General features: G+C 63.9%; 22 protein-coding genes. 10 read left to right on the forward strand and 12 right to left on the reverse strand.

Annotation, left to right across the window (positions count from 1 at the left end; translation table 11 throughout):
- Window positions 1-3 precede the first annotated feature (3 nt).
- From OEZ71_RS04520 to OEZ71_RS04535, 4 genes are all read left to right on the forward strand, one after another.
- Window positions 4-1,440, forward strand: coding sequence for an aldehyde dehydrogenase family protein (locus OEZ71_RS04520; protein WP_263738720.1), 1,437 nt, complete (start codon window positions 4-6; stop codon window positions 1,438-1,440).
- A gap of 21 nt (window positions 1,441-1,461) precedes the next feature.
- Complete coding sequence (locus OEZ71_RS04525; RefSeq protein WP_263738721.1) at window positions 1,462-2,361, forward strand: NAD(P)-dependent oxidoreductase; 900 nt, start codon at window positions 1,462-1,464, stop codon at window positions 2,359-2,361.
- A gap of 77 nt (window positions 2,362-2,438) precedes the next feature.
- The gene (locus tag OEZ71_RS04530; protein WP_263738722.1) at window positions 2,439-4,067 is read left to right on the forward strand and encodes a GMC family oxidoreductase; all 1,629 of its coding nucleotides are present in this window, start codon (window positions 2,439-2,441) and stop codon (window positions 4,065-4,067) included.
- A 10-nt stretch (window positions 4,068-4,077) separates the two neighbouring features.
- Window positions 4,078-6,087, forward strand: coding sequence for a hydantoinase/oxoprolinase family protein (locus tag OEZ71_RS04535; RefSeq protein ID WP_263738723.1), 2,010 nt, complete (start codon window positions 4,078-4,080; stop codon window positions 6,085-6,087).
- Window positions 6,088-6,143: 56 nt separating this feature from the next.
- Here OEZ71_RS04535 and OEZ71_RS04540 read toward each other — a convergent pair whose 3' ends face one another.
- From OEZ71_RS04540 to OEZ71_RS04590, 11 genes are all read right to left on the reverse strand, one after another.
- Entirely contained in the window at window positions 6,144-6,920 is a 777-nt protein-coding gene (locus OEZ71_RS04540; RefSeq protein WP_263738724.1) for a succinate dehydrogenase iron-sulfur subunit, read from the reverse strand.
- 3 nt (window positions 6,921-6,923) lie between these two features.
- The gene (locus OEZ71_RS04545; RefSeq protein ID WP_263738725.1) at window positions 6,924-7,238 is read right to left on the reverse strand and encodes a hypothetical protein; all 315 of its coding nucleotides are present in this window, start codon (window positions 7,236-7,238) and stop codon (window positions 6,924-6,926) included.
- The gene (locus OEZ71_RS04550) at window positions 7,235-7,561 is read right to left on the reverse strand and encodes a hypothetical protein (RefSeq protein ID WP_263738726.1); all 327 of its coding nucleotides are present in this window, start codon (window positions 7,559-7,561) and stop codon (window positions 7,235-7,237) included. The genes OEZ71_RS04545 and OEZ71_RS04550 overlap by 4 nt, the downstream gene beginning before the upstream one ends.
- The gene (locus OEZ71_RS04555; protein ID WP_263738727.1) at window positions 7,561-7,935 is read right to left on the reverse strand and encodes a hypothetical protein; all 375 of its coding nucleotides are present in this window, start codon (window positions 7,933-7,935) and stop codon (window positions 7,561-7,563) included. Before OEZ71_RS04555 ends, OEZ71_RS04550 begins: the two co-directional genes overlap by 1 nt.
- Complete coding sequence (sdhA, locus tag OEZ71_RS04560; protein WP_263738728.1) at window positions 7,935-9,737, reverse strand: succinate dehydrogenase flavoprotein subunit; 1,803 nt, start codon at window positions 9,735-9,737, stop codon at window positions 7,935-7,937. Before sdhA ends, OEZ71_RS04555 begins: the two co-directional genes overlap by 1 nt.
- Before the next feature lie 10 nt (window positions 9,738-9,747).
- A complete protein-coding gene (gene sdhD, locus OEZ71_RS04565; protein WP_263738729.1) occupies window positions 9,748-10,119 on the reverse strand; it encodes a succinate dehydrogenase, hydrophobic membrane anchor protein in 372 nt (123 codons plus the stop codon).
- A 12-nt stretch (window positions 10,120-10,131) separates the two neighbouring features.
- Window positions 10,132-10,515, reverse strand: coding sequence for a succinate dehydrogenase, cytochrome b556 subunit (gene sdhC, locus OEZ71_RS04570; protein WP_263738730.1), 384 nt, complete (start codon window positions 10,513-10,515; stop codon window positions 10,132-10,134).
- Between the two features lie 205 nt (window positions 10,516-10,720).
- The gene (locus OEZ71_RS04575; protein WP_263738731.1) at window positions 10,721-11,422 is read right to left on the reverse strand and encodes a DUF1194 domain-containing protein; all 702 of its coding nucleotides are present in this window, start codon (window positions 11,420-11,422) and stop codon (window positions 10,721-10,723) included.
- A gap of 69 nt (window positions 11,423-11,491) precedes the next feature.
- On the reverse strand, window positions 11,492-12,523 hold the full coding sequence (locus tag OEZ71_RS04580) for a MaoC family dehydratase (protein WP_263738732.1): 1,032 nt from the start codon (window positions 12,521-12,523) through the stop codon (window positions 11,492-11,494).
- A 68-nt stretch (window positions 12,524-12,591) separates the two neighbouring features.
- On the reverse strand, window positions 12,592-13,149 hold the full coding sequence (locus OEZ71_RS04585; protein WP_263738733.1) for an NnrU family protein: 558 nt from the start codon (window positions 13,147-13,149) through the stop codon (window positions 12,592-12,594).
- A gap of 40 nt (window positions 13,150-13,189) precedes the next feature.
- Complete coding sequence (locus tag OEZ71_RS04590; protein ID WP_263739004.1) at window positions 13,190-14,032, reverse strand: HpcH/HpaI aldolase/citrate lyase family protein; 843 nt, start codon at window positions 14,030-14,032, stop codon at window positions 13,190-13,192.
- A gap of 142 nt (window positions 14,033-14,174) precedes the next feature.
- On the opposite strand from OEZ71_RS04590, the gene OEZ71_RS04595 reads away from it, so the two are divergent.
- Window positions 14,175-14,636, forward strand: coding sequence for a hypothetical protein (locus OEZ71_RS04595; protein ID WP_318527800.1), 462 nt, complete (start codon window positions 14,175-14,177; stop codon window positions 14,634-14,636).
- 49 nt (window positions 14,637-14,685) lie between these two features.
- Here OEZ71_RS04595 and OEZ71_RS04600 read toward each other — a convergent pair whose 3' ends face one another.
- Window positions 14,686-15,429, reverse strand: a complete 744-nt coding sequence (locus tag OEZ71_RS04600) for a sulfite exporter TauE/SafE family protein (RefSeq protein ID WP_263738734.1) — start codon at window positions 15,427-15,429, stop codon at window positions 14,686-14,688.
- Between the two features lie 151 nt (window positions 15,430-15,580).
- On the opposite strand from OEZ71_RS04600, the gene mdh reads away from it, so the two are divergent.
- From mdh to OEZ71_RS04625, 5 genes are all read left to right on the forward strand, one after another.
- Window positions 15,581-16,543: a malate dehydrogenase gene (gene mdh / locus OEZ71_RS04605; protein ID WP_263738735.1), complete on the forward strand. Its 963-nt coding sequence runs from the start codon at window positions 15,581-15,583 to the stop codon at window positions 16,541-16,543.
- An 84-nt stretch (window positions 16,544-16,627) separates the two neighbouring features.
- Window positions 16,628-17,860, forward strand: a complete 1,233-nt coding sequence (locus tag OEZ71_RS04610) for a hypothetical protein (RefSeq protein WP_263738736.1) — start codon at window positions 16,628-16,630, stop codon at window positions 17,858-17,860.
- A gap of 234 nt (window positions 17,861-18,094) precedes the next feature.
- On the forward strand, window positions 18,095-19,288 hold the full coding sequence (gene sucC / locus OEZ71_RS04615) for an ADP-forming succinate--CoA ligase subunit beta (RefSeq protein WP_263738737.1): 1,194 nt from the start codon (window positions 18,095-18,097) through the stop codon (window positions 19,286-19,288).
- 4 nt (window positions 19,289-19,292) lie between these two features.
- Window positions 19,293-20,174: a succinate--CoA ligase subunit alpha gene (sucD, locus tag OEZ71_RS04620; RefSeq protein WP_263738738.1), complete on the forward strand. Its 882-nt coding sequence runs from the start codon at window positions 19,293-19,295 to the stop codon at window positions 20,172-20,174.
- Between the two features lie 53 nt (window positions 20,175-20,227).
- Window positions 20,228-20,950, forward strand: a complete 723-nt coding sequence (locus OEZ71_RS04625; protein WP_263738739.1) for a sulfotransferase family protein — start codon at window positions 20,228-20,230, stop codon at window positions 20,948-20,950.
- The last annotated feature ends 47 nt before the right edge of the window (window positions 20,951-20,997 follow it).

Consider the following 20,997-nt stretch of genomic DNA (forward strand, 5'->3'; position numbering starts at 1 on the left):
GCGATGAAAATTCTGGAGCGGTTGGGCCAGTTCTACATTGGCGGCGAATGGGTTTTGCCCGGCGCCGGGGCAAACCGGTTGCCGGTCGAAAACCCGGCGACCGAAGAGATCCTTGGTGAGGTCGCCATCGGTTCGGCCTTGGATGCCGACCGGGCGGTCCTGGCGGCGCGGGCGGCTTTTCCCGCCTTTTCGACCGTGCCCGTCTTTGAGCGGATCGCGCTTCTGCGCCGCGTGCATGAGGTCTATCTGAGCCGCTCCGAAGACCTCGCTCAGGCGATGTCGGTCGAAATGGGCGCGCCCATCGGCTTTTCCCGCGCGGCGCAGGTCTGGGCGGGAGACGTGCATCTGGCCGCCGCCATCGAGGCCGCCGAACGCTTCCACTGGGAAGAGATGCGCGGCACGACGCTGATCCAGCGCGAGGCCATTGGTGTCGTGGGCCTGATCACCCCCTGGAACTGGCCGATGAACCAGATCGTCTGCAAGGTGGCGCCCGCTTTGGTTGCTGGCTGCACCATGGTCCTGAAGCCCTCGGAAATCGCGCCCCTTTCAGGTCTGGTCTTCGCCGAGATCATGGACGAGGCAGGCGTGCCCGCCGGGGTCTTCAACCTTGTGAACGGCGACGGGCCGGGCGTGGGGTCGCGGCTTTCCTCGCACCCGGAGGTCGACATGGTATCCTTCACCGGTTCCACGCGGGCCGGGATCATGGTCGCTGAGGCGGCGGCGCCGACGGTCAAGCGCGTGGCGCAGGAACTGGGCGGCAAGTCGGCCAATATAATCCTCGCTTCCGCCGATCTTAAAGCGGCGGTCGAGGGCGGCGTTGACGCGTGCATGTCGAACACAGGCCAAAGCTGTGACGCGCCGACTCGGATGTTCGTGCCACGCGCGGTCGAGAAAGAAGCCTTGGCGATCGCAAAGGCCAAGTGCGAGAGCCTGCGCGTCGGCGACCCGGCCGATCCGGAAACCGCGATCGGGCCGGTCGTCAGCCGGGCGCAATACGAGAAGATTCAGGGGCTGATCCAGACCGGCATTGACGAGGGCGCGATTCTGGTCGCCGGTGGGACGGGGCGGCCAGACGGTATGAACCGGGGCCATTACGTGCGCCCCACGATCTTTGGCGGCGTCACCCCGGACATGACCATCGCGCGCGAGGAAATCTTTGGCCCGGTTCTCGCGATCCTGCCCTACGATAGCGTCGACGAGGCTGTCGCGATGGCCAATGACAGCGTCTATGGCCTTGGCGGCTATGTGCAGGGCGAACTGACCGAGGCCCGCGCGGTGGCGCGGCGTCTGCGCACCGGACAGGTGCAGATCAATTACCCCGAGTGGGACACGTTCGCGCCCTTCGGCGGCTACAAGCAATCTGGCAATGGGCGTGAATATGCCGACTGGGGCATTCACGACTTCTGCGAGGTCAAAGGCATCATCGGATACGGCGCCTGAGGCGCTTACGGAGGAAACAACATGCATTACGGCTATATCGGCCTTGGCAATCTCGGGGCGGCCTGCGCGGGCTGCCTGCTGAAAGCGGGCTTCAAGGTCACGGTCACCGACCTGAAAAAGGAACTGGCCGAACCGCTGATCGCGGCGGGCGCGACATGGGCGGACAGCGCTGCCGAGGTCGCGGCCTCGGTCGATCACGTCATCACCTGCCTGCCCTCACCGGCGGTCACCGAAAAGGTGCTGGCGCAGATCCTGCCGAAGATGAAGAAGGGCGCGACCTGGATCGAGATGTCGACGCTTGGCCGTGACGATGTGCTGGCCTTTGCGAAAGTGGCCGAGGCGCAGGGCATCAAGATGCTGGAACTGCCCGTCACCGGCGGCGTCCACCTTGCCTATCGGGGCGAGATCACCATGCTTCCGGGTGGCGACAAGGAAACGGTCGACCTGCACTGGAAAGCCTTCGAGGCGATGGGCAACCGTGTCTTCCACATGGGTCCCCTCGGCTCCTCCTCGATCATCAAGGTCATCACCAACATGCTGGCCTTCATCCACCTCAAGGCCTGCGGCGAGGCGCTTATGCTGGCCAAGCGCGGCGGGCTCGATCTGGCGCAGGCCTGGCATGCGATTGCCGCGTCGTCGGGCAATTCGTTCGTGCATGAGACCGAGGGAGCGCTGATCCTCAACGGCTCCTACGATATCGCCTTCAACATCGATCTGGCGCTGAAGGACCTCGGGTTTGCGCTGGAATTCGGCAAGGAATTCGGTGTCCCGCTGGACTTGGCGAGCATGACCAACCAGACCTATATCGCCGCGAAAGCCGCCTATGGCGGCGAGGCACAATCGCCGATGATCGCGAAGCTTCTGGAAGACCTTCTTGACACCGATCTGCGCGCGCCGGGCTTCCCTGCGCGGCTGGAATGACCGCAAAACGACACTGACCCGTCGCGGAACGGGATGAAGACACACCCCGCCTGAGGCATCAGGACGGGGTGCTGCGCGTGAGGGAGAACGTGGACGGGTTCGATTACATCATCATTGGCGCGGGGTCGGCGGGCTCGGTTCTGGCCGAACGGCTGTCGGCGAATGGACGGCACAAAGTGCTGGTGCTGGAGGCAGGCGGTTCCGACCGGAGGTTCTACGTTCACCTGCCCTTGGGCTACGGCAAGCTCTTCTTTGATCCGGCGGTGAACTGGATGTACAGGACCGAGCCGGACCCCGGTCTTGCCGGCAATCAGGACTTCTGGCCTAGGGGCAAGATCCTTGGTGGGTCGTCTTCGATCAACGCGATGGTCTGGATCCGCGGCCATCAGAGTGACTATGACGACTGGGCGGCCGAGGCAGGCCCCGGCTGGGGCTGGGATGCCGCGCGCGAAGCGTATCGCGCGATCGAGGATAACGAGGCGGGCGGCAATGACGTTCGCGGCTCGGGCGGCCCCCTCTTCATCTCGGCCAACCGTAGGGACCTGCACCCGCTGGTCGAAAGCTATATCCGCTCCGCCGAGGCCACCGGCCTTGCCCGCAACGAGGACTTCAACGGGGCGGTGCAGGAAGGTGTCGGCATCTATCAGATGACGATCCACAAGGCGCGGCGCAATTCCGCCGCCCGCGCCTTCCTGCGGCCCGCGATGAAACGGCCAAACGTGACCGTCCTGACCCACGCGCATGTAACCCGTGTGCTATTCGAAGGGCGGCGGGCCGTAGGAGTCGAATACCGCAAGGGTGGCAAGCTGCATCAGGCGCGCGCCGGGCGCGAGGTGATCCTGTCAGGCGGCGCAATCAACTCGCCGCAACTACTGATGTTGTCGGGCGTTGGCCCGGCGGCACATCTGAAAAGCCACGGCATCGAAGTGATCACCGACAACGCCCAGATCGGGCAGAACCTCAACGATCATCAGGGCGTTAACTACACTTGGCGGATGACGGTGCCGACCTACAACGACATCCTGCGCCCGTGGTGGGGCAAGATGCTGGTCGGCATGAAGTATTTCATGGGGGGCAGGGGGCCGCTCGCAAAGTCGATCAACCATGCGGGCGGGTTCTTCCGCACCTCGCCCGACCTGCCCCGCCCCAATATGCAGCTCTACTTTCAGGCCTTCTCGACGCTGATCCCGCGGGTGGGCGAACGGCCGCTGCTGACCCCTGACCCGTTTTCAGGCCTCTCCATCGGCCTGTCGAACTGCCGCCCGACCAGCCGGGGCGAGATCACGCTCAACTCCGCCGATCCCTTTGCGGCACCGAAGATCGTCGCCAACGCCTTCTCGACCAACCACGACGTCGAAGAGATGCTCTTGGCGGTGAAATACCTGCGAAAAATCGCGGCTGAGGAGCCGATGCGCTCACTCATCGCCGAAGAATTGCGGCCGGGACCCGAGGTCGTGACCGACGAAGACCTGATCGCCGATTTCCGCGCGCGGTCGGGAACGGTGTTCCACCCGTCCTGTACGGTGCGGATGGGCAGCGATCCCGCGACTTCCGGGGTCGATCCTGATCTGAAAGTGCGGGGCGTCGAGGGCCTGCGCGTCTGCGACGCTTCGGTCTTTCCAACGCTCATTGGCGGCAATACCAATGCGCCGTCGATTCTGACCGGCTGGATCGGGGCAGACCGCATCCTGAAGGACGCGAAGTAAAGGGAAACGCATGACCTATCTTCTCGGCGTCGATACCGGCGGCACCTATACCGACGCGGTGGTCCTCAACGAGGCCGAAGACCGCGTCATCGCCTCGGCGAAATCGCTGACAACGCGTCCTGACCTGTCGCTGGGCGTCGGTCGAGCGATTGACGCAGCCATTGAGAAGGCGGGCGTGAAGGCCGCCGAAATCGCCATGGTCTCGCTCTCGACCACTTTGGCCACCAATGCGCTGGTCGAAGGCCAGGGCGGGCGCGTCGCGCTGGTGTTCATCGGGTTCGAGGAAAGCGAACTCATGCGCGCCGGGTTGACCGACGCGCTGAAGGGCGATCCAGTGATCCGGCTGGCGGGTGGCCACAATCATGGTGGCGGCGAGGTTGCGCCGCTTGACCTCGCGGCCCTCGCGGCAGGATTGGACGCCCTTGGCCCCGACATCACGGGCTTTGCCGTCGCCGCCAGTTTCGCGACCCGCAACCCAGGCCATGAAACTGCCGCCCGAGATCTGATCCGCGAAAGGACCGGCAAGCCCGTCACGTGCTCGAACGAACTTTCCGCCGGACTAAACGGCCCCCGCCGGGCGCTGACTGCGGTGCTGAATGCCCGCCTCATCGGCATGATCGACCGGCTGATCTCGGCCTGCGAGGCGCATATGGCAAGCCTTGGCATCGACGCGCCCCTGATGGTCGTGCGCGGCGACGGGGCGCTGGTTTCGGCCGACCTCGCCCGCGACCGGCCGATCGAGACCATCCTGTCCGGCCCCGCCGCCTCCATCGCCGGGGCAAGCTGGCTGACCGGTGAGACCGATGCACTGGTTTCGGATATCGGCGGCACCACGACCGATGTCTGCCTTCTGAAAGATGGCAAGCCGATGATCGACCCGATGGGCGCGCGGGTGGGTGAGTTCCGCACCATGGTCGAGGCCGTGGCAATGCGTACGACGGGCCTTGGCGGTGACAGCGAGGTCCACCTGATCGAGGGTTTGCAAACCAGCCTGCGCCTTGGCCCCCGGCGTCTGGTGCCGGTGGCGCTCGCCGCCCGCGACCATCCTGATCTGGTCCATGAGGCACTCGATACATGGCTGTCGATGGATGCGGTGGGCGAGCATGATGGTCGTTTTGCCCTTCCGATGTGGCGCGACACTCCGCCCGAGGGGCTTTCGGGACGCGAGGCGGCGGTGGTGGAACGGCTTCTGGCCGGACCGCGCCGCATCGCCGATTGCGTTCGCACAAGACTGGAACTTCCGGCACTCACCCGCCTCGTCCAGCGCGGCCATGTGATGCTGTCGGGCATGACGCCTTCTGATGCCGCCCATGTGCTGGGTCGGCTAGACAGCTGGGACGCGACGGCCGCGCGCAAAGCTGTCACCCTTTTCGCCCGCCGCCGGAACGGACGCGGCGACCGCATCGCGGCGGGGCCTGAGGCTTTGGCACAGGCAATCATCGACCAACTGACCGCGCAAACCGTCGATTGCCTGCTGGAAGCGGCATTTGCGGAGGACAGCCGCGACTGGGGTGAGGCGCCCGAGGTGCTTGCCCGTCATCCGCTGATGAAAGCGGGGCTTGATGGCCATTCCGGCATCGTGAAGGTGCAGACAAGCCTTGGTGTGCCGGTGATCGGGCTCGGCGCCTCGGCGCCATCATATTACGGCGCGGTGGGCGACCGCATCGGCAGCCGCATGGTCCTGCCACAACATGCGGGCGTGGCGAACGCCATCGGCGCCGTCGTCGGCCAGATCGCCATGCATGCCGAAGGCATCGTCACCAGCCCCGGTCCAGGCCTCTTCTCGGCCCACCTGCCCGACGGTCCCCAGCGTTTCAACGACCGCGACAAGGCCATCGCCGTGCTGGAGGCAGCCCTTGTCGGGGATGCCGAGGCCCGTGCCCGGCAGGCTGGAGTGGAAAAGATCCGACTGACCGTCGACCGCGACATTTCCGAGATCGAGATCGAAGGCCAGCCGATGTTCATCGAGGCCCGCCTGCGGGTCACCGCACAGGGCCGCCCACGGATCGCCACCGGCTAAGCCGTGATGCCCTTCTCTGCCGCGATGTCAGCCGGGTCTCGATAGCGCGGGTAAGATCACACCACCCGCTCGACCATCATCTTTTTGATCTCGGCAATCGCCTTGGCCGGGTTCAGCCCCTTCGGGCAGGTCTTGGCGCAGTTCATGATTGTGTGGCAGCGGTAAAGCTTGAACGGATCTTCCAGATCGTCCAAACGCTCGCCCGTCGCCTCGTCGCGGCTGTCGATGATCCAGCGATAGGCATGCAAGAGCGCGGCGGGACCGAGATAGCGGTCGCCGTTCCACCAATAGCTCGGGCAGGAGGTGGAGCAGGAGGCGCACATCACGCATTCATAAAGCCCGTCGAGCTTCTTGCGGTCGTCGATCGACTGACGCCATTCCTTCGCCGGGCGGTTGGTCTTGGTCTCCAGCCAGGGCATGATCGAGGCATGCTGAGCATAGAAATGCGTGAGGTCGGGGATCAGGTCCTTCACCACCGGCATATGCGGCAGCGGATAGATCTTCACATCGCCCTTCACTTCATCAAGGCCATAGATGCAGGCCAGCGTATTGATCCCGCCGATATTCATGGCACAGGACCCGCAGATGCCTTCGCGGCAGGAACGGCGGAAGGTCAGGGTCGGGTCGATCTCATTCTTGATCTTGATCAGCGCGTCGAGGATCATCGGCCCGCACTGGTCCATGTCGAGGAAATAGGTATCGACCCGCGGGTTCTCGCCGGTATCGGGGTCCCAGCGATAGATCTGGAATTTGCGGATATTCGTGCCCGTCGGTTTCGGCCAGGTCTTGCCGGTGCGGATCTTCGAATTCTTGGGAAGCGTGAACTGGACCATGTCTTATCCCTTCCAACCGGGGCGGTCATAGAGCGGTCGGCGCGGAAGCTGACCGGATTTTCGATAGACGCAGGAATTGTAAAGCTCGGCCGGGTCCTTGCCCTGAAGCCATTCGGACGAGATCGTCAGCCGCACCTTGCTGGATGGTCCGCCCGACCCGGTTCCCACCGCGACCATGCCGCGCGGACCGGCGGCAAGACGGGCACGTTCGTAACAGGCCTCCTCCGCCCGTTCGACCGACATCGGTCCGCAGGTCGCCAGGAGCGCAAGCATTGCAAGCGCACCAAGCAAGCCGATATGGGGCGCAAGCAAGGTCACCCGGCGACCTCCTCCGTCACCGGCAGAGCGTCGAGGCAGGCAACCGCCTCAGCCCGGGCCGCATAGGTGCGGATACGCTCGCGGTTGGCCGATGAGACGGACTTGTAGTTGTCGGCGGTGCCGAGCTGAACCGTTTCGACCAGCGTCATCGCCTTCTGCACGCATTTGCCAGCCGCTTCTGCGTCGATACCGGGGCGTTCCTCAGCCATCACCTTGGCGATGGCCGCGCGGGATTCGTTCTTGCTCGCATCGGCAACGATCACACCGGCGCAGCCCGGCAGAGACGTGACGAGAGCGAGGGCCGTCAGCAAGCGTATGGTCATCAGTCGGTCCTCAGTGATGCGCGGATGGTGGAGCCATCCTTCAGGAACAACAGCGCGCGTTCCTGCTGCGCGCGTGTCAAAGTCGGCCAGAGTTCCTCATCACCCGGCAGCAGCGCGTAACCCGCCGGAAGCGGCAGTTTGCCCGGCGCGGCCTTGACCACGGGTTCGGGTTTTTTCTCCGGCGCCGGCTTGTTCGGGGTCTCCTGCAGATAGGCACCGTGATAGCCCGCCCCGCCCGACAGAACCGCCGCACCGGATTTTTTCTTGGTGTAGGACAGCGTCCCGTCGGCGGTCTGAACGCTCGGGCGTTCCTGAACGCACGCGCCCAGCGCCAGTGTCAGAGCCAGCGGAAGAATGACGATCCGTTTCCTCATCAGTAAACCCTCGCTTTCGGCGCGATTTTCTTAAGGTCGATGCCGCCTTCTTTCTCGGTCGTCAGCGGATCGAGATGGACCGGGCGGTAGTCGAGCTTGACTTTCGCCCCATCGACCCAAGCCAGCGAATGCTTGCGCCATTCGTTGTCGTCGCGGTTCGGGTAGTCCTCATGCGCGTGCGCGCCCCGGCTTTCCTTGCGCGCCTCGGCGGCGGTGATCGTGGCCAGAGCATTCGGCATCAGGTTCGCAAGTTCCAGCGTCTCCATCAGGTCGGAGTTCCAGATCAGCGACCGGTCGGTGACCTTCAGGTCGGCCATCTTGGCTGCCACCGCACCCATCTTCTTCACGCCCTCGGCCAAAGTCTTGTCGGTGCGGAAGACGGCGGCGTCGGCCTGCATGGTCTTTTGCATCTCAAGGCGCAGATCGGCGGTCGGCACCGCACCGTTGGCGTTCCGCAGGTCATCGAAGCGCGACAGCGCTTTGTCCACTTCGGCGGTGTTGACCGGCTGGTTGCGGTCCTTCGGGTTCACCACCTCGCCCGCGCGGATCGCGGCGGCGCGGCCGAAGACGACAAGGTCGATAAGAGAGTTCGACCCAAGCCGGTTGGCGCCGTGCACGGAGGCGCAGCCCGCTTCGCCCACCGCCATCAGGCCGGGCACCACGGCATCGGGGTTTTTCTTGGTGGGTGCCAGCACCTCGCCCCAATAGTTCGTCGGGATGCCGCCCATGTTGTAGTGCACGGTCGGCAGGACCGGGATCGGCTCCTTTGTCAGATCGACGCCTGCGAAGATGCGCGCGCTCTCGGAAATGCCGGGCAGGCGGAGCGCAAGCGTTTCCGGCGGCAAGTGGTTCAGGTGCAGGTGGATATGGTCCTTGTTCGGGCCCACACCCCTGCCCTCGCGGATCTCGATCGTCATGCAGCGGCTGACGACGTCACGGCTCGCGAGATCCTTGTAGGTCGGCGCATAGCGTTCCATGAAGCGCTCGCCTTCGGAGTTGGTCAGATAGCCACCTTCGCCCCGCGCGCCTTCGGTGATCAGGCAGCCCGAGCCGTAGATGCCGGTCGGATGGAACTGCACGAATTCCATGTCCTGAAGCGGCAGACCGGCACGGGCCACCATGCCGCCGCCATCGCCGGTGCAGGTATGGGCCGAGGTCGCTGAGAAATAGGCGCGGCCATAACCACCCGTCGCCAGAACCACCATCTTCGCGTTGAAGACATGGATCGTGCCGTCATCGAGCTTCCAGCACACAACACCGGTGCAGGCCCCGTCGGTCATGATCAGATCGAGCGCGAAATACTCGATGTAAAACTCGGCATTGTGCTTCAGCGACTGGCCGTAAAGCGTATGCAGGATCGCGTGGCCCGTACGGTCGGCAGCGGCACAGGTGCGCTGCACCGGGGGGCCTTCGCCGAATTCGGTCGTATGGCCGCCGAAGGGACGCTGATAGATTTTGCCCTCTTCGGTGCGGGAGAACGGCACCCCGTAATGCTCCAGCTCATAAACCGCCTTCGGCGCTTCCCGCGCGAGGTATTCCATCGCGTCGGTATCGCCCAGCCAGTCCGAGCCCTTGACGGTATCGTACATGTGCCACTGCCAGTGGTCCGGCCCCATGTTCGAGAGGCTAGCGGCGATGCCGCCCTGCGCGGCAACGGTGTGGGAGCGTGTCGGGAAAACCTTGGTCACGCAGGCGGTGCGCAGCCCCTGTTCGGCCATGCCGAGCGTCGCGCGCAGCCCCGCGCCGCCGGCACCAACCACGACCACGTCATATTCATGGGTTTCGTAAGCATATGCGGTCATGTTCAGTCCCTCAGAGCGCGAGCTTGATCAGCGCGTAAAGCCCGGTGGCCATCAGGCCGTAAGAAAAGCAAACGGTGGCGATGATCGCGGCCTTGCGGGCAAAGCCGTGGACATAATCCTCGATCATCATCTGCGCGCCGTTCTTGAAATGATAAAGGCCAACGAGCAGCGTCAGCCCCGCCACGATGGCCGGGAAGGGCCGAGCGTAATAGGCGACGACCTCTTCATAAGGCGCGCCAAGAATGCCGCCGAAGGTGAAGAGGAAAAGCGGGATCAGGATTGCAAGGCCAACGGCCGAAACCTGCATATGCCAGTGATGCTCCGTCCCGGTTTTGGCGGAACCGAGGCCTGCGGCGCGCTTGCGGTCGGTGAGGTAACGCATGGTCCTGCCCCCTCAGAGAATGATGATGGTGAGAAGGGTCAGCACGACCGACCCGATGATGCAGGCCCAGCCGAGCTTCTCCGCCGTCGGGATGTCGAGCCCCCGCCCGCTGTCATAATAAAGATGCCTGAGACCGGTCAGCAGATGATACCAGACCGCCCAGATCGAGCCGAGGAACACCAGCTTGCCGAACCAGCTTGTCAGCACCGCATCGGCGGTCGCAAAATAGGCCTCGCTCGTCGCCGCCGCCAGAAGCCACCAGACGATCAGGAAGGCCGCAACGATCAGCGCATTGCCGGTGATCCGGGTGAGGATCGAGGTGATCGCCGTCAGCGGCATGCGGTAGATCTGCAGATGCGGCGACAGCGGACGGTTGCCCCGGTTGACATCGGCCATGGTCGGTCCCTCTTTTGCCTTTGCACACGGGCGTGCGGGAACGCCAGCGGGCAGTCCCGTACTTCATAACGCAAAAGCCGCCCATGTCACGCCGCGATTGGCCCAAAACCGACGATTTCCCGCGCGTTAGCGATAAAGAATTGATTTGTGATCACGTCGATTTTTCTTGTGATCACAAATATCGAAGCCTTACGGCTAATTGCGATCACTTCTGCCAACGCACCGGAATCGGGGCCGGTGACTCGCCGATCGAAATCTGCCGCTCGGTTTCGCGCCTGAGCTTCCTTTGCATGCGCTCGGGATATTCGTCGTAATTCTCTGCCGTCACCACAAAGGCGTTGCCGCCGGTCATCACATTCTCGGCGAAATAGTTCGGCAGCCCGTCATCATCCCCCCGGATCACCAGCGCGTTCACCGTGATCGCCAGCGCCTCCATCTCGGGCTTGATCTCCACCGGCTCGGCCCCCTCGTTCGACCGCCCGTCGCCCGAGATATCCATCACCCGGCGCTTGCAGGCGGGGGCGTCGTCAAAGACCCGGGCACCGAAGGTCATCGCCTCGCCAATCGCGGTCGAAAACTCCGTCCAGACCCGGGGCGCGGTTTCGATCTGCCGGGCTAAAGCCTCCAGATCATCCTCACTCAAAACCTGCGTCCAGCCCACCGTCAGCTCCTGCCGCGATGCCCCTGTCCACTGCATCAGAGCTACGGTGGCCTCACCCCGGATCAAAGCCTCCCGTACCACAGAATCGCGCAGGCCTTCAGCCAACCCCTCCATCTGCACCCGGTATTCGCGGGCATCTACCGAACCCGAGACATCGACGGCCAGCAATAGCGCCAGATCGCAAGCCGCGCCGGGCAGGGGTGCGAGCAGGGAAAGGCCGGTCAGGAAGGGGCGAAACCATGTCATGAACGCAGACTAGCAGCGGCCCTGCCCACCGGTCCATCGCCCTGTAGCGTTTCGGGAAACACCTAACGATCACATTGGCATCAGCGCCCAGTAGTCGAGGTCCAAGAGCACCTCGGGCAGGTATTTCCCGTCCTCGCCCTTCAGCGCGAAGTCAGGGGCACCTTGCTTCACCGCGACCAGCCGCAGCCGGATCGCGCCGACGCCGGGGGCGGCGGTTTCGGCCTTGTCGAGCACCTCGGACCACGCCCGCACCGTGTCGCCCGAAAAGCAGGGATTGGCATGCGCGCCCGCATTCAGCGCGACGATGACCTGCGCGTTCGCCAGCCCGTTAAACGACAAAGCCCGCGCGAGCGAGATCACATGTCCGCCATAGATCAGCCTCTTGCCGTCCTCGCGGTTTGTCGCGTCGAAATGAACCTTGGCGGTGTTCTGCCAGAGGCGGGTGGCGAGCATGTGCTCCGCCTCCTCCACGGTCACGCCATCCACATGGTCGATCTTCTCGCCCACCGCGTAGTCGCCCCAGCGATGCGGTTCGCCTGCCAGCGTGAAGTCATAGCGGGTGAAATCCAGCCCCTCGGGCACGACAATGTCGGCAGCAGGTACGGTCGACTTCAGTTCAGGCACCACGGTTTCCGGTGCGGGCGCACCCGCATCGCGTTTCCGCACCATCACCCAGCGGACATAGTCCATAACCGTATCGCCCTGCTGGTTGAGGCCCCGCGTGCGCACCCAGACCACGCCCGACTTGCCGTTTGAGTTCTGCTTCAGCCCGATCACCTCGGATTCTGAACGCAACGTATCCCCCGGCCAGACTGGCTTCAGCCAGCGCCCTTCGGCATAGCCAAGATTGGCAATGGCGTTGAGCGAGATGTCGGGCACGGTCTTGCCAAAGACCGTATGGAAGGCGATCAGGTCATCCATCGGCGCCGCGCGCAAGCCGCAGGAACGGGCAAATTCATCCGAGGAATAAAGCGCATGGCGGGCCGGATAGAGCGCGTGATACAGCGCCCGCTCCCCTCCCGAAACGGTGCGCGGCACCGCGTGGGCGATCACCTGCCCGAGGGAGTAGTCTTCGAAGAAACGGCCGGGATTGGTCTTCATTGGTCACTCAGTTCCGTCGTTGATGCGTAGGCCGGGGCTGTCGTGGATCACGGCCTGACCTTAGCGTTTCATCCATAGGTCCCCAGGAACGGGTTGCGGCCAAGCCAGATATGGATGCCCGCGATCACCGCGTAGACGACCAGCGCGATGGCGAGACCTATCACATCGCTTTTCAGACGGCCCCGCGCCGGCGGTGTCCAGCTTTCCTGGGAATTGATCAGGACCATCGAAAGCACGGCCCAGATGCCAATTCCGCCGAAAAGCACCAGTGAGGCAACGTCACCGTTCACGAGGAGATGGCCGACCGACCAGACAGCAACGCCGGTCAGCATCGGATGGCGCAGCTTCGATTTCACAATCCCCTTCGAATGCGGCACGCCCATGAGAAAGACCGCGATCAGCATGAGAAGATTGTTGAGATGCCCCATCCCGGCCATCGGCGTATAGACCGGCTCGAACCCCGCACGGCGATAGCCGATGACCATCAGTCCGATCGCAGCGAGCGACAGCACCGTCACCAGCATCTTGCCCGGCATGACACCCATGCGCGCCCGTGCACCGGGTGCGACCCGCTTGAAGAGATGGGAAACCCACCAGAGCGCGAGGCCCAGGATCAGGATCTGCATTGTCTTTCTCCGACTGCCGTCATTCGGGCGGCAGTTTCACCTAAATCGCGCGTTCCGCAATAGCTTCGGCACGGGCGATGATCTGCCGTGCCGTTGCGGCATGCAGGTTCTCAACGATCCTGCCATCGACGACCGCGACGCCCTGCCCCTCGCGCCGCGCCGCGTCAAAGGCTTCGATCTGACGGCGGGCAAGGTCCACTTCGGCGTCGGACGGGGCGAATTCCTCGTTGGCGATGGCAAGCTGCGCAGGGTGGATCAGCGTCTTGCCATCAAAGCCCATATCGCGGCCCTGCCGGCATTCGGCGCGCAGGCCTTCATCATCCTTGAAGGCGTTGTAGACACCGTCGATGGCGATGCGGCGATGGGCACGCGCCGCCAGAAGGCACAGCTGAAGGCCGGTCAGCATCGGCAGCCGGTCAGGCCGGAACCGCGCGCCGATCTCCTTGGCCAGATCATTCGTACCCATGACCATGCCGCTGAGTCGCGGATGGGCAGCAATCTCGGCGGCATTCAGCATGCCTGCCGGCGTCTCCATCATCGCCCAGAGCGGCACGTCGGGAATAAGCCGCGCCACGGCCTCCACATCCGCCGCCGACCCGACCTTCGGGATCAGAAGCGCGTCGATCTTCGCCCCCCGGAAGGCGGCAATATCCTCGGCGCCCCAGGGCGTGTCGAGCCCGTTGACCCGCACGATCCGCGCGCGACCGCCATAATCCGCCTCACCGAGCACCCGGGCAAGCAACACGCGGGCGTTTTCCTTCTCGTCTGCTGCAACCGCATCTTCAAGGTCGAAGATGATCGCATCCACGGGCAGGGTCTGCGCCTTTTCCAGCGCACGTTCGCGCGCAGCGGGGATATAGAGCACCGATCGGTAGGGGCGCATCCGGTCGCTTTCGGCAGGCATCAACCTCTCCTTGTAATATTATTGCGCAAATGAGCACAGGTTTGGTGCATTCGGCAAGGCCAAAAATGCCGCAGCGCAGAAAAAAGTGGTGCTGACGTGACGTTCGGCTGATCCGGACCACGTGAAACGGGGCGATCCCTGCCTTAACCATATCTTCCGTTTCCGGGCGCAGCATTTCCCGATCACGGCCCTATCGCAGTCGACGGGTACCCACCCCGACGAGATCGAAACCATGGGCTACCTTCGCAGCAGGATGGACAGCGCGATGAAACAGCAACTCTTCGCCCTTTCGCTAGGCTTCGGCGGGCTGATCCTCGCCACGCATCACGCCTTCGCGGAAGGTCGTCCGAACTGTGCCGAGCGCGAGACGGTCGTGGCCGAACTTGCCGGCCGCTACGGTGAAACGCGCCGCGGGATCGGCCTTGCCGCCAACAACGCGGTTATGGAGGTCTTTGCCTCGGCAGAGACGGGCACCTGGACGATCACCGTGACGCTTGCCAGCGGCATGACCTGCCTTGTCGCCTCGGGCCAGAACTATGAAACGCTGGCCGAACAGCTGCCCGCAACAGACAAGGGCGCCTGAGCCGGTTTCTGAACAGGAAGGTGGGTTGAAACCCATCCCACACCCGGCCTCAACCGGCAACAGCGGACCAGAGGTGTTTCAGTGAAACCGCCAGCAGCGCCCATGTTACCAGCCGAAAGAACAGCACCTCGGGCAGCACCTTCACCAGCCACACCCCGGCCAGCACCGCGATGATCGCGGGCGGCGCAAGAACGGCCGCGATCTTCAGATTGCCGGGGAAAAGCTGGCCCAGCGCCCAATAAGGGACCAGTTTCACCGCGTTGACGAAGGCGAAGAACACCGTCGTGGTCCCGGCGAACGTGGTCTTGTCCAACTTTAGCGGCAGCACATAGACCTGATAGGGTGGCGCACCGGCATGGCTGACGAAACTCGTATAGCCGGTCAAAGCCCCCCAGAAGAGCCCAGACCCCACCCGTGCATGCCGCACCTGCCCTTCGGGCCTCAACCGCAGCAGCAATGACACCGCGAAAGCCACCCCGATCGCCCCGACAATCCCGGTGACCAGCCGTTCCGGCACCATGGCCGCCGTCACCCAGCCCAACCCGATGCCCAGAACAGCCGCAGGCGCGAGGATCGCCAGAACCCGCCGGTCGAAGGCCCGCCGGTAGGCAATAAGCCCGATCATGTCCGAGGCGACATAGACCGGCAGCAACAGCCCCGCCGCCGTCACTGGCGAGATAGCGAGGGCCAGGACCGGTACGCCCAGCATACCGACGACAGGCAGCCCCCCTTTCGACAGCCCGACCAAGGAAGCGGCGATCACCGCCACCGTCCAGAACAGCCCGCCTTCCATGCCGATACCCCCGCCCCGAGTGTCGCCTGCAATAGCCGAAGGGTCGCCCTTTGCAAAGCAACGCACGATGCCGCAGCGCAGCGGGCTTGCGCGAAAGGCTCTGAACGATTACCCAATGCCGCGACATTCACCTCGTACCCGGAGACATCTCATGGCCAGACCCAAGATTGCCCTTATCGGCGCAGGTCAGATCGGCGGCACGCTCGCCCATCTCGCCGCGATCAAGGAACTCGGCGACGTCGTTCTCTTCGACATCGCCGAAGGCACGCCGCAGGGCAAGGCGCTCGACATCGCGCAGTCGGGCCCGGTCGAAGGCTTCGACGCCAACCTCAAAGGCGCCAATGATTACAGCGACATCGCGGGCGCCGATGTCTGCATCGTCACCGCCGGCGTACCGCGCAAGCCCGGCATGAGCCGCGACGACCTTCTGGGCATCAACCTCAAGGTCATGAAGTCGGTTGGCGAGGGCATCAAGGCGAATGCGCCCGACGCTTTCGTCATCTGCATCACCAACCCCCTGGACGCCATGGTCTGGGCGCTCCAGCAGTTCTCGGGCCTGCCGGCGAACAAGGTCGTCGGCATGGCGGGCGTGCTTGATTCGGCCCGCTTCCGGCATTTCCTGTCGCTTGAATTCAATGTTTCGATGCGCGATGTTACCGCCTTCGTGCTTGGCGGACACGGCGACACGATGGTCCCTCTGACCCGCTATTCCACCGTCGCAGGCATCCCCCTGCCCGATCTGGTCGAGATGGGCTGGACCACGCAGGACAAGCTTGATGCCATCGTCCAGCGCACCCGCGACGGCGGGGCCGAGATCGTTGGCCTCTTGAAGACCGGCTCGGCCTTCTACGCGCCCGCCGCATCCGCAATCGAGATGGCCGAGGCCTATCTGAAGGACCAGAAACGCCTTCTTCCCTGCGCAGCCCATGTCGATGGCGCATTCGGCCTCAATGGCATGTATGTCGGCGTGCCGACCATCATCGGCGCGGGCGGCATCGAACGCATCGTCGATATCAAGCTCAATGCCGACGAACAGGCGATGTTCGACAAGTCGGTTGACGCGGTGAAGGGCCTTGTCGCCGCTTGCAAGGGGATCGACCCGTCGCTGGCCTGATGGCCGCATTGCGTCAGATCAAGACCTGAAACGGCAGGATGCGTCACCCTTGGTGGCGCATTTTGTCTGTTTTACGGGGGAAAGATGCGGTTCCTGTTCTCAATTCTTCTGTCGATTCTGCCCTGCATGGCATCGGCGGACGCCTCGCCGCTTATCGGTGAAAGTGGCCTCGCCGGCGCAACTGCGGATCTGGACGCCATCGCCGATCCAAGCGCCGACGACCGGATGGCCCTTGGTGGCATCCTGTTCCTGCGCGCGGTCGAGCGTGCGTACCAGCTCCGCTGGCGCTACGGCCTCACGGAGAACCTCGACCTGCCGCTGCTGGCCGGCGAACTGGCGCCGAATCCGACGCCGGAACCGATCTCGCCAACCATGATCGCGGACCTTTTCAGCGCGGTAATCGACGACATGGCCGCCGCCGAAGACGTGTTGGCAACGATACCGCCCGATGCCGATCCTTCCTTCGAACTCGCCCTGCCCGACCTTTGGTTCGACGTGAACATGAACGGCACCCGAGACGCCGACGAATCCTTCGTCGATACCGCCCTGCCTGCGCTCATCGGACGATGGCGCCTGCAGGTCCTTGAGACGCGGGCGCAGCAGAACCCGGACGCACCGAGCCCGCTTCGCGCGACGGTGCGCTTCGACCGGGCCGACGTCTACTGGCTGCGGGCCTACGTGCAGGCTGTCTCGGGCATCTCGGAGACGATCCTGGCCTTCGACCCGACGGACGAGCTTGCGCGGGTCATCGCACTGCGCGAGTCTATTGCCGAGCAGGTTCAGCGAAGCGGAAAGAAGCGTAGACACGGCCTTGTGTTCGGCGCCGAGGATGCGTTCTACATCGACGCCATCGCGGTCCTGACCGAAACCATGCGCCATCGACCTGACGCCTCGCGCCTTGGCCGTGCACGGGATCACTTTCTGACAATGATCGCACATAACCGGATCTTTTGGCAGGAACTCGCGAAAGAAACCGACAATGATCGGGAATGGATCCCCCTGCCGACACAGGCCTCCGCGCTTGGGATTGTTGTGCCAGAGAATGTCGACATTGCGTGGCTGGCCGTTCTTTCGGACGGCGAAAAGCTCCTCAAGGGTGAGCTTCTGATCCCGCATTGGCGCTTCGCGAACGGGCACGGCATCAATCTCGCCGCTTTTCTCGATGACCCCGGACCCTTGCCGCTCGTTCAGGCCATTCAGGGCGAGGCCTTCATTCCCTATGCTGCGCAAGGTGAGTTGATCAGCAGCGCCAACTGGCGCAGCTTCACACGGCTGGTCCAGGGACAGGCAGGACTTTACGCGCTGATGCTGAACTGATCCCCGCTGCATCTCACCCGACGCGGCCATCCGGGGACGGGCAGAACTCACGACGATTCCACACGGCCCAACGCGGATCGGCATATGGAAATACCAAATGTGATCACACTTTTTCAAGCTGTGATCACAAAATGTCGAATTTGCCCACCACAAGGGGTTTTTCCACATTTATCATTTCGTCACGGCCCCTTCCTATGCCATGACGGGTGAAACCGAACGGAACGGGGACCAGCGATGAACATCCATGAATACCAGGCCAAGGCTTTGTTGCGCAGCTATGGCGCGCCGGTGTCGGACGGGCGCGCCGTGCTCCGCGCCGAAGAGGCAAAGACCGCCGCGGGCGAACTTGACGGCCCCCTCTGGGTCGTGAAGGCGCAGATCCATGCGGGTGGCCGCGGCAAGGGCAAGTTCAAGGAGGCCGAGGCCGGCGAAAAGGGCGGCGTCCGCATCGCCAAGTCGGTCGAGGAAGCCGCGACCGAGGCGCGCAAGATGCTTGGCCGCACGCTGGTGACCCACCAGACCGGCGCGCCGGGCAAGCAGGTCAACCGCATCTATATCGAGGATGGCAGCGACATCGCGCGCGAACTTTACCTCGCCCTGCTCGTCGACCGCCAGACCAGCCGCATCGCCTTCGTCTGCTCGACCGAGGGCGGCATGGATATCGAGGAAGTCGCCGCGCAGACACCGGAAAAGATCCTCTCCTTCTCCGTCGATCCCGCCTCGGGCCTTTCCGACTTCCACGGCCGCCGCGTCGCCTTTGCCCTCGGGCTGGAAGGCGGTCAGGTCAAGCAATGCGTGGCGCTGATCAAGACGCTCTACAAGATCTTCGTGGAAAAAGACATGGAGATGCTGGAGATCAATCCCCTGATCGTCACGCCCGACGGCCAGCTCAAATGCCTCGACGCCAAGATGGGCTTCGACGGCAACGCGATATACCGCCACCCCGATATCGCCGCCCTGCGCGATGAGACCGAGGAAGACCCGAAGGAACTCGCCGCCTCCAAGTTCGACCTGAACTACATCGCGCTCGATGGCGAGATCGGCTGCATGGTCAACGGCGCGGGCCTTGCAATGGCGACAATGGACATCATCAAGCTTTACGGGGCCGAGCCCGCCAACTTCCTTGACGTTGGCGGCGGCGCGACGAAAGAGAAGGTGACCGAGGCCTTCAAGATCATCACCTCGGACCCGAATGTGAAGGGCATCCTCGTCAACATCTTCGGCGGCATCATGCGCTGCGACATCATCGCCGAGGGCGTGATCGCGGCGGTGAAGGAAGTCGGCCTGAAGGTGCCGCTCGTGGTGCGGCTTGAGGGCACGAATGTCGAGAAGGGCAAGGAGATCATCAACACCTCCGGCCTCGACGTCATCGCGGCGGACAACCTGTCCGACGCAGCACAAAAGATCGTCAAGGCGGTGAAGGGGTAAGAGCATGTCCGTACTCGTCGACAAGAACACCAAAGTCATCTGCCAGGGCCTGACCGGCTCGCAGGGCACCTTCCACACCGAACAGGCGCAGGCCTACGGCACACGCATGGTGGGTGGCGTCACCCCCGGCAAGGGCGGGCAGACCCATATCGGGCTGCCGGTCTTCAACTCGGTCCATGAGGCCAAGCGCGCGACCGAGGCGAATGCGTCGGTCATCTACGTCCCGCCCCCCTTTGCCGCCGATAGTATCCTTGAGGCCATCGACGCCGAAATGGAGCTGATCGTCTGCATCACCGAGGGCATCCCCGTCCTCGACATGATGCGCGTCAAGCGGGCGCTTGAGGGCTCGAAGTCAAAGCTCATCGGCCCGAACTGCCCCGGTGTCATCACACCCGGCGAATGCAAGATCGGCATCATGCCCGGCCATATCCACAAGCGGGGCAGCGTGGGTGTCGTCAGCCGCTCGGGCACGCTGACCTATGAGGCCGTGAAGCAGACCACCGATGTCGGCCTCGGCCAGTCGACCTGCGTCGGCATCGGCGGCGACCCGATCAAGGGGACGGAGCATATCGACGTCCTCGAATGGTTCCTTGCCGATGATGAGACCGAAAGCATCATCATGATCGGCGAAATCGGCGGGTCCGCCGAAGAAGAAGCCGCACAGTTCCTGAAGGATGAGGCCAAGCGCGGCCGCAAGAAACCGGTCGCGGGTTTCATCGCCGGGCGCACCGCGCCTCCGGGCCGCCGCATGGGCCATGCGGGCGCCATCGTCGCCGGCGGCAAGGGCGGCGCCGAGGAAAAGATCGAGGCGATGAAATCGGCGGGCATCGTCGTGGCCGACAGCCCGGCGACGCTGGGCGAGGCCGTCCTCAAGGCCATCGGTTGAGTTTCGTGCCGCCCCGGTCCACGCTGGGGCGGCGCAATCAGGGGTAAACGGACATGCCGATCTTCCGAATTGGCGACAAGCTCCACTACTACGCCCATGTCCCGAAATGCGGCGGGTCCTCGGTCGAGGCTTACCTGAAGTCCCGCTTCGGCAGCCTGGCCTTCCTCAACACCCGTTACCTCGACCTGCCGGAACACGCGCGCTGGACCCGGTCCTCGCCTCAGCACGCGGCCTTTGACGATCTCACCCGCCTGATCCCGCCCGACTGGATTGCCTCCTCCTTCGCGGTCGTGCGCCATCCGGTCAAGCGGCTGGTCAGCGCCTTCCAGTTCCAGGTGGAGGTGGAGGGGACCGTTGCGGCGCTCTGGTCTATCGACGAGTTCTTCGACGACTGGCTGAACCGCGCCGGGGCAGAGCCCTTCCACTACGACAACCACCTCCGCCCGCAATCCGACATCGTGCCCGAAGGGGCAACGATATTCCGGCTGGAGGACGGCATGGCGCCGCTCGTCTCCCATCTCGACAGCCTCGCGGGCAACACCGACGGCCCGCGCGCGATCCCGAAGGAAAACGTGCGCAAGAAGGGCATGGCCCCCGATGCCGAACGCCTGAACCCCTCGGCCGAAACGATGGCCCGGATCGCCAGCTACTATGCCGAGGATTTCCGGCGGTTCGGCTATTCGCCCGACGACACGACCCAGCCCGCAATACAGCCCGCAGCGCCCAAGGGCCTGATGGGCCGCCTCGCCGGCGCACTTTCCGGGGGGCGCACATGATACGCCCTCTGACTCCCAATCAATACGGTCCCAACCCAATCGAGGTG

The sequence above is a fragment of the Albidovulum litorale genome (assembly GCF_025751495.1).
Lineage (GTDB): Bacteria > Pseudomonadota > Alphaproteobacteria > Rhodobacterales > Rhodobacteraceae > Albidovulum > Albidovulum litorale.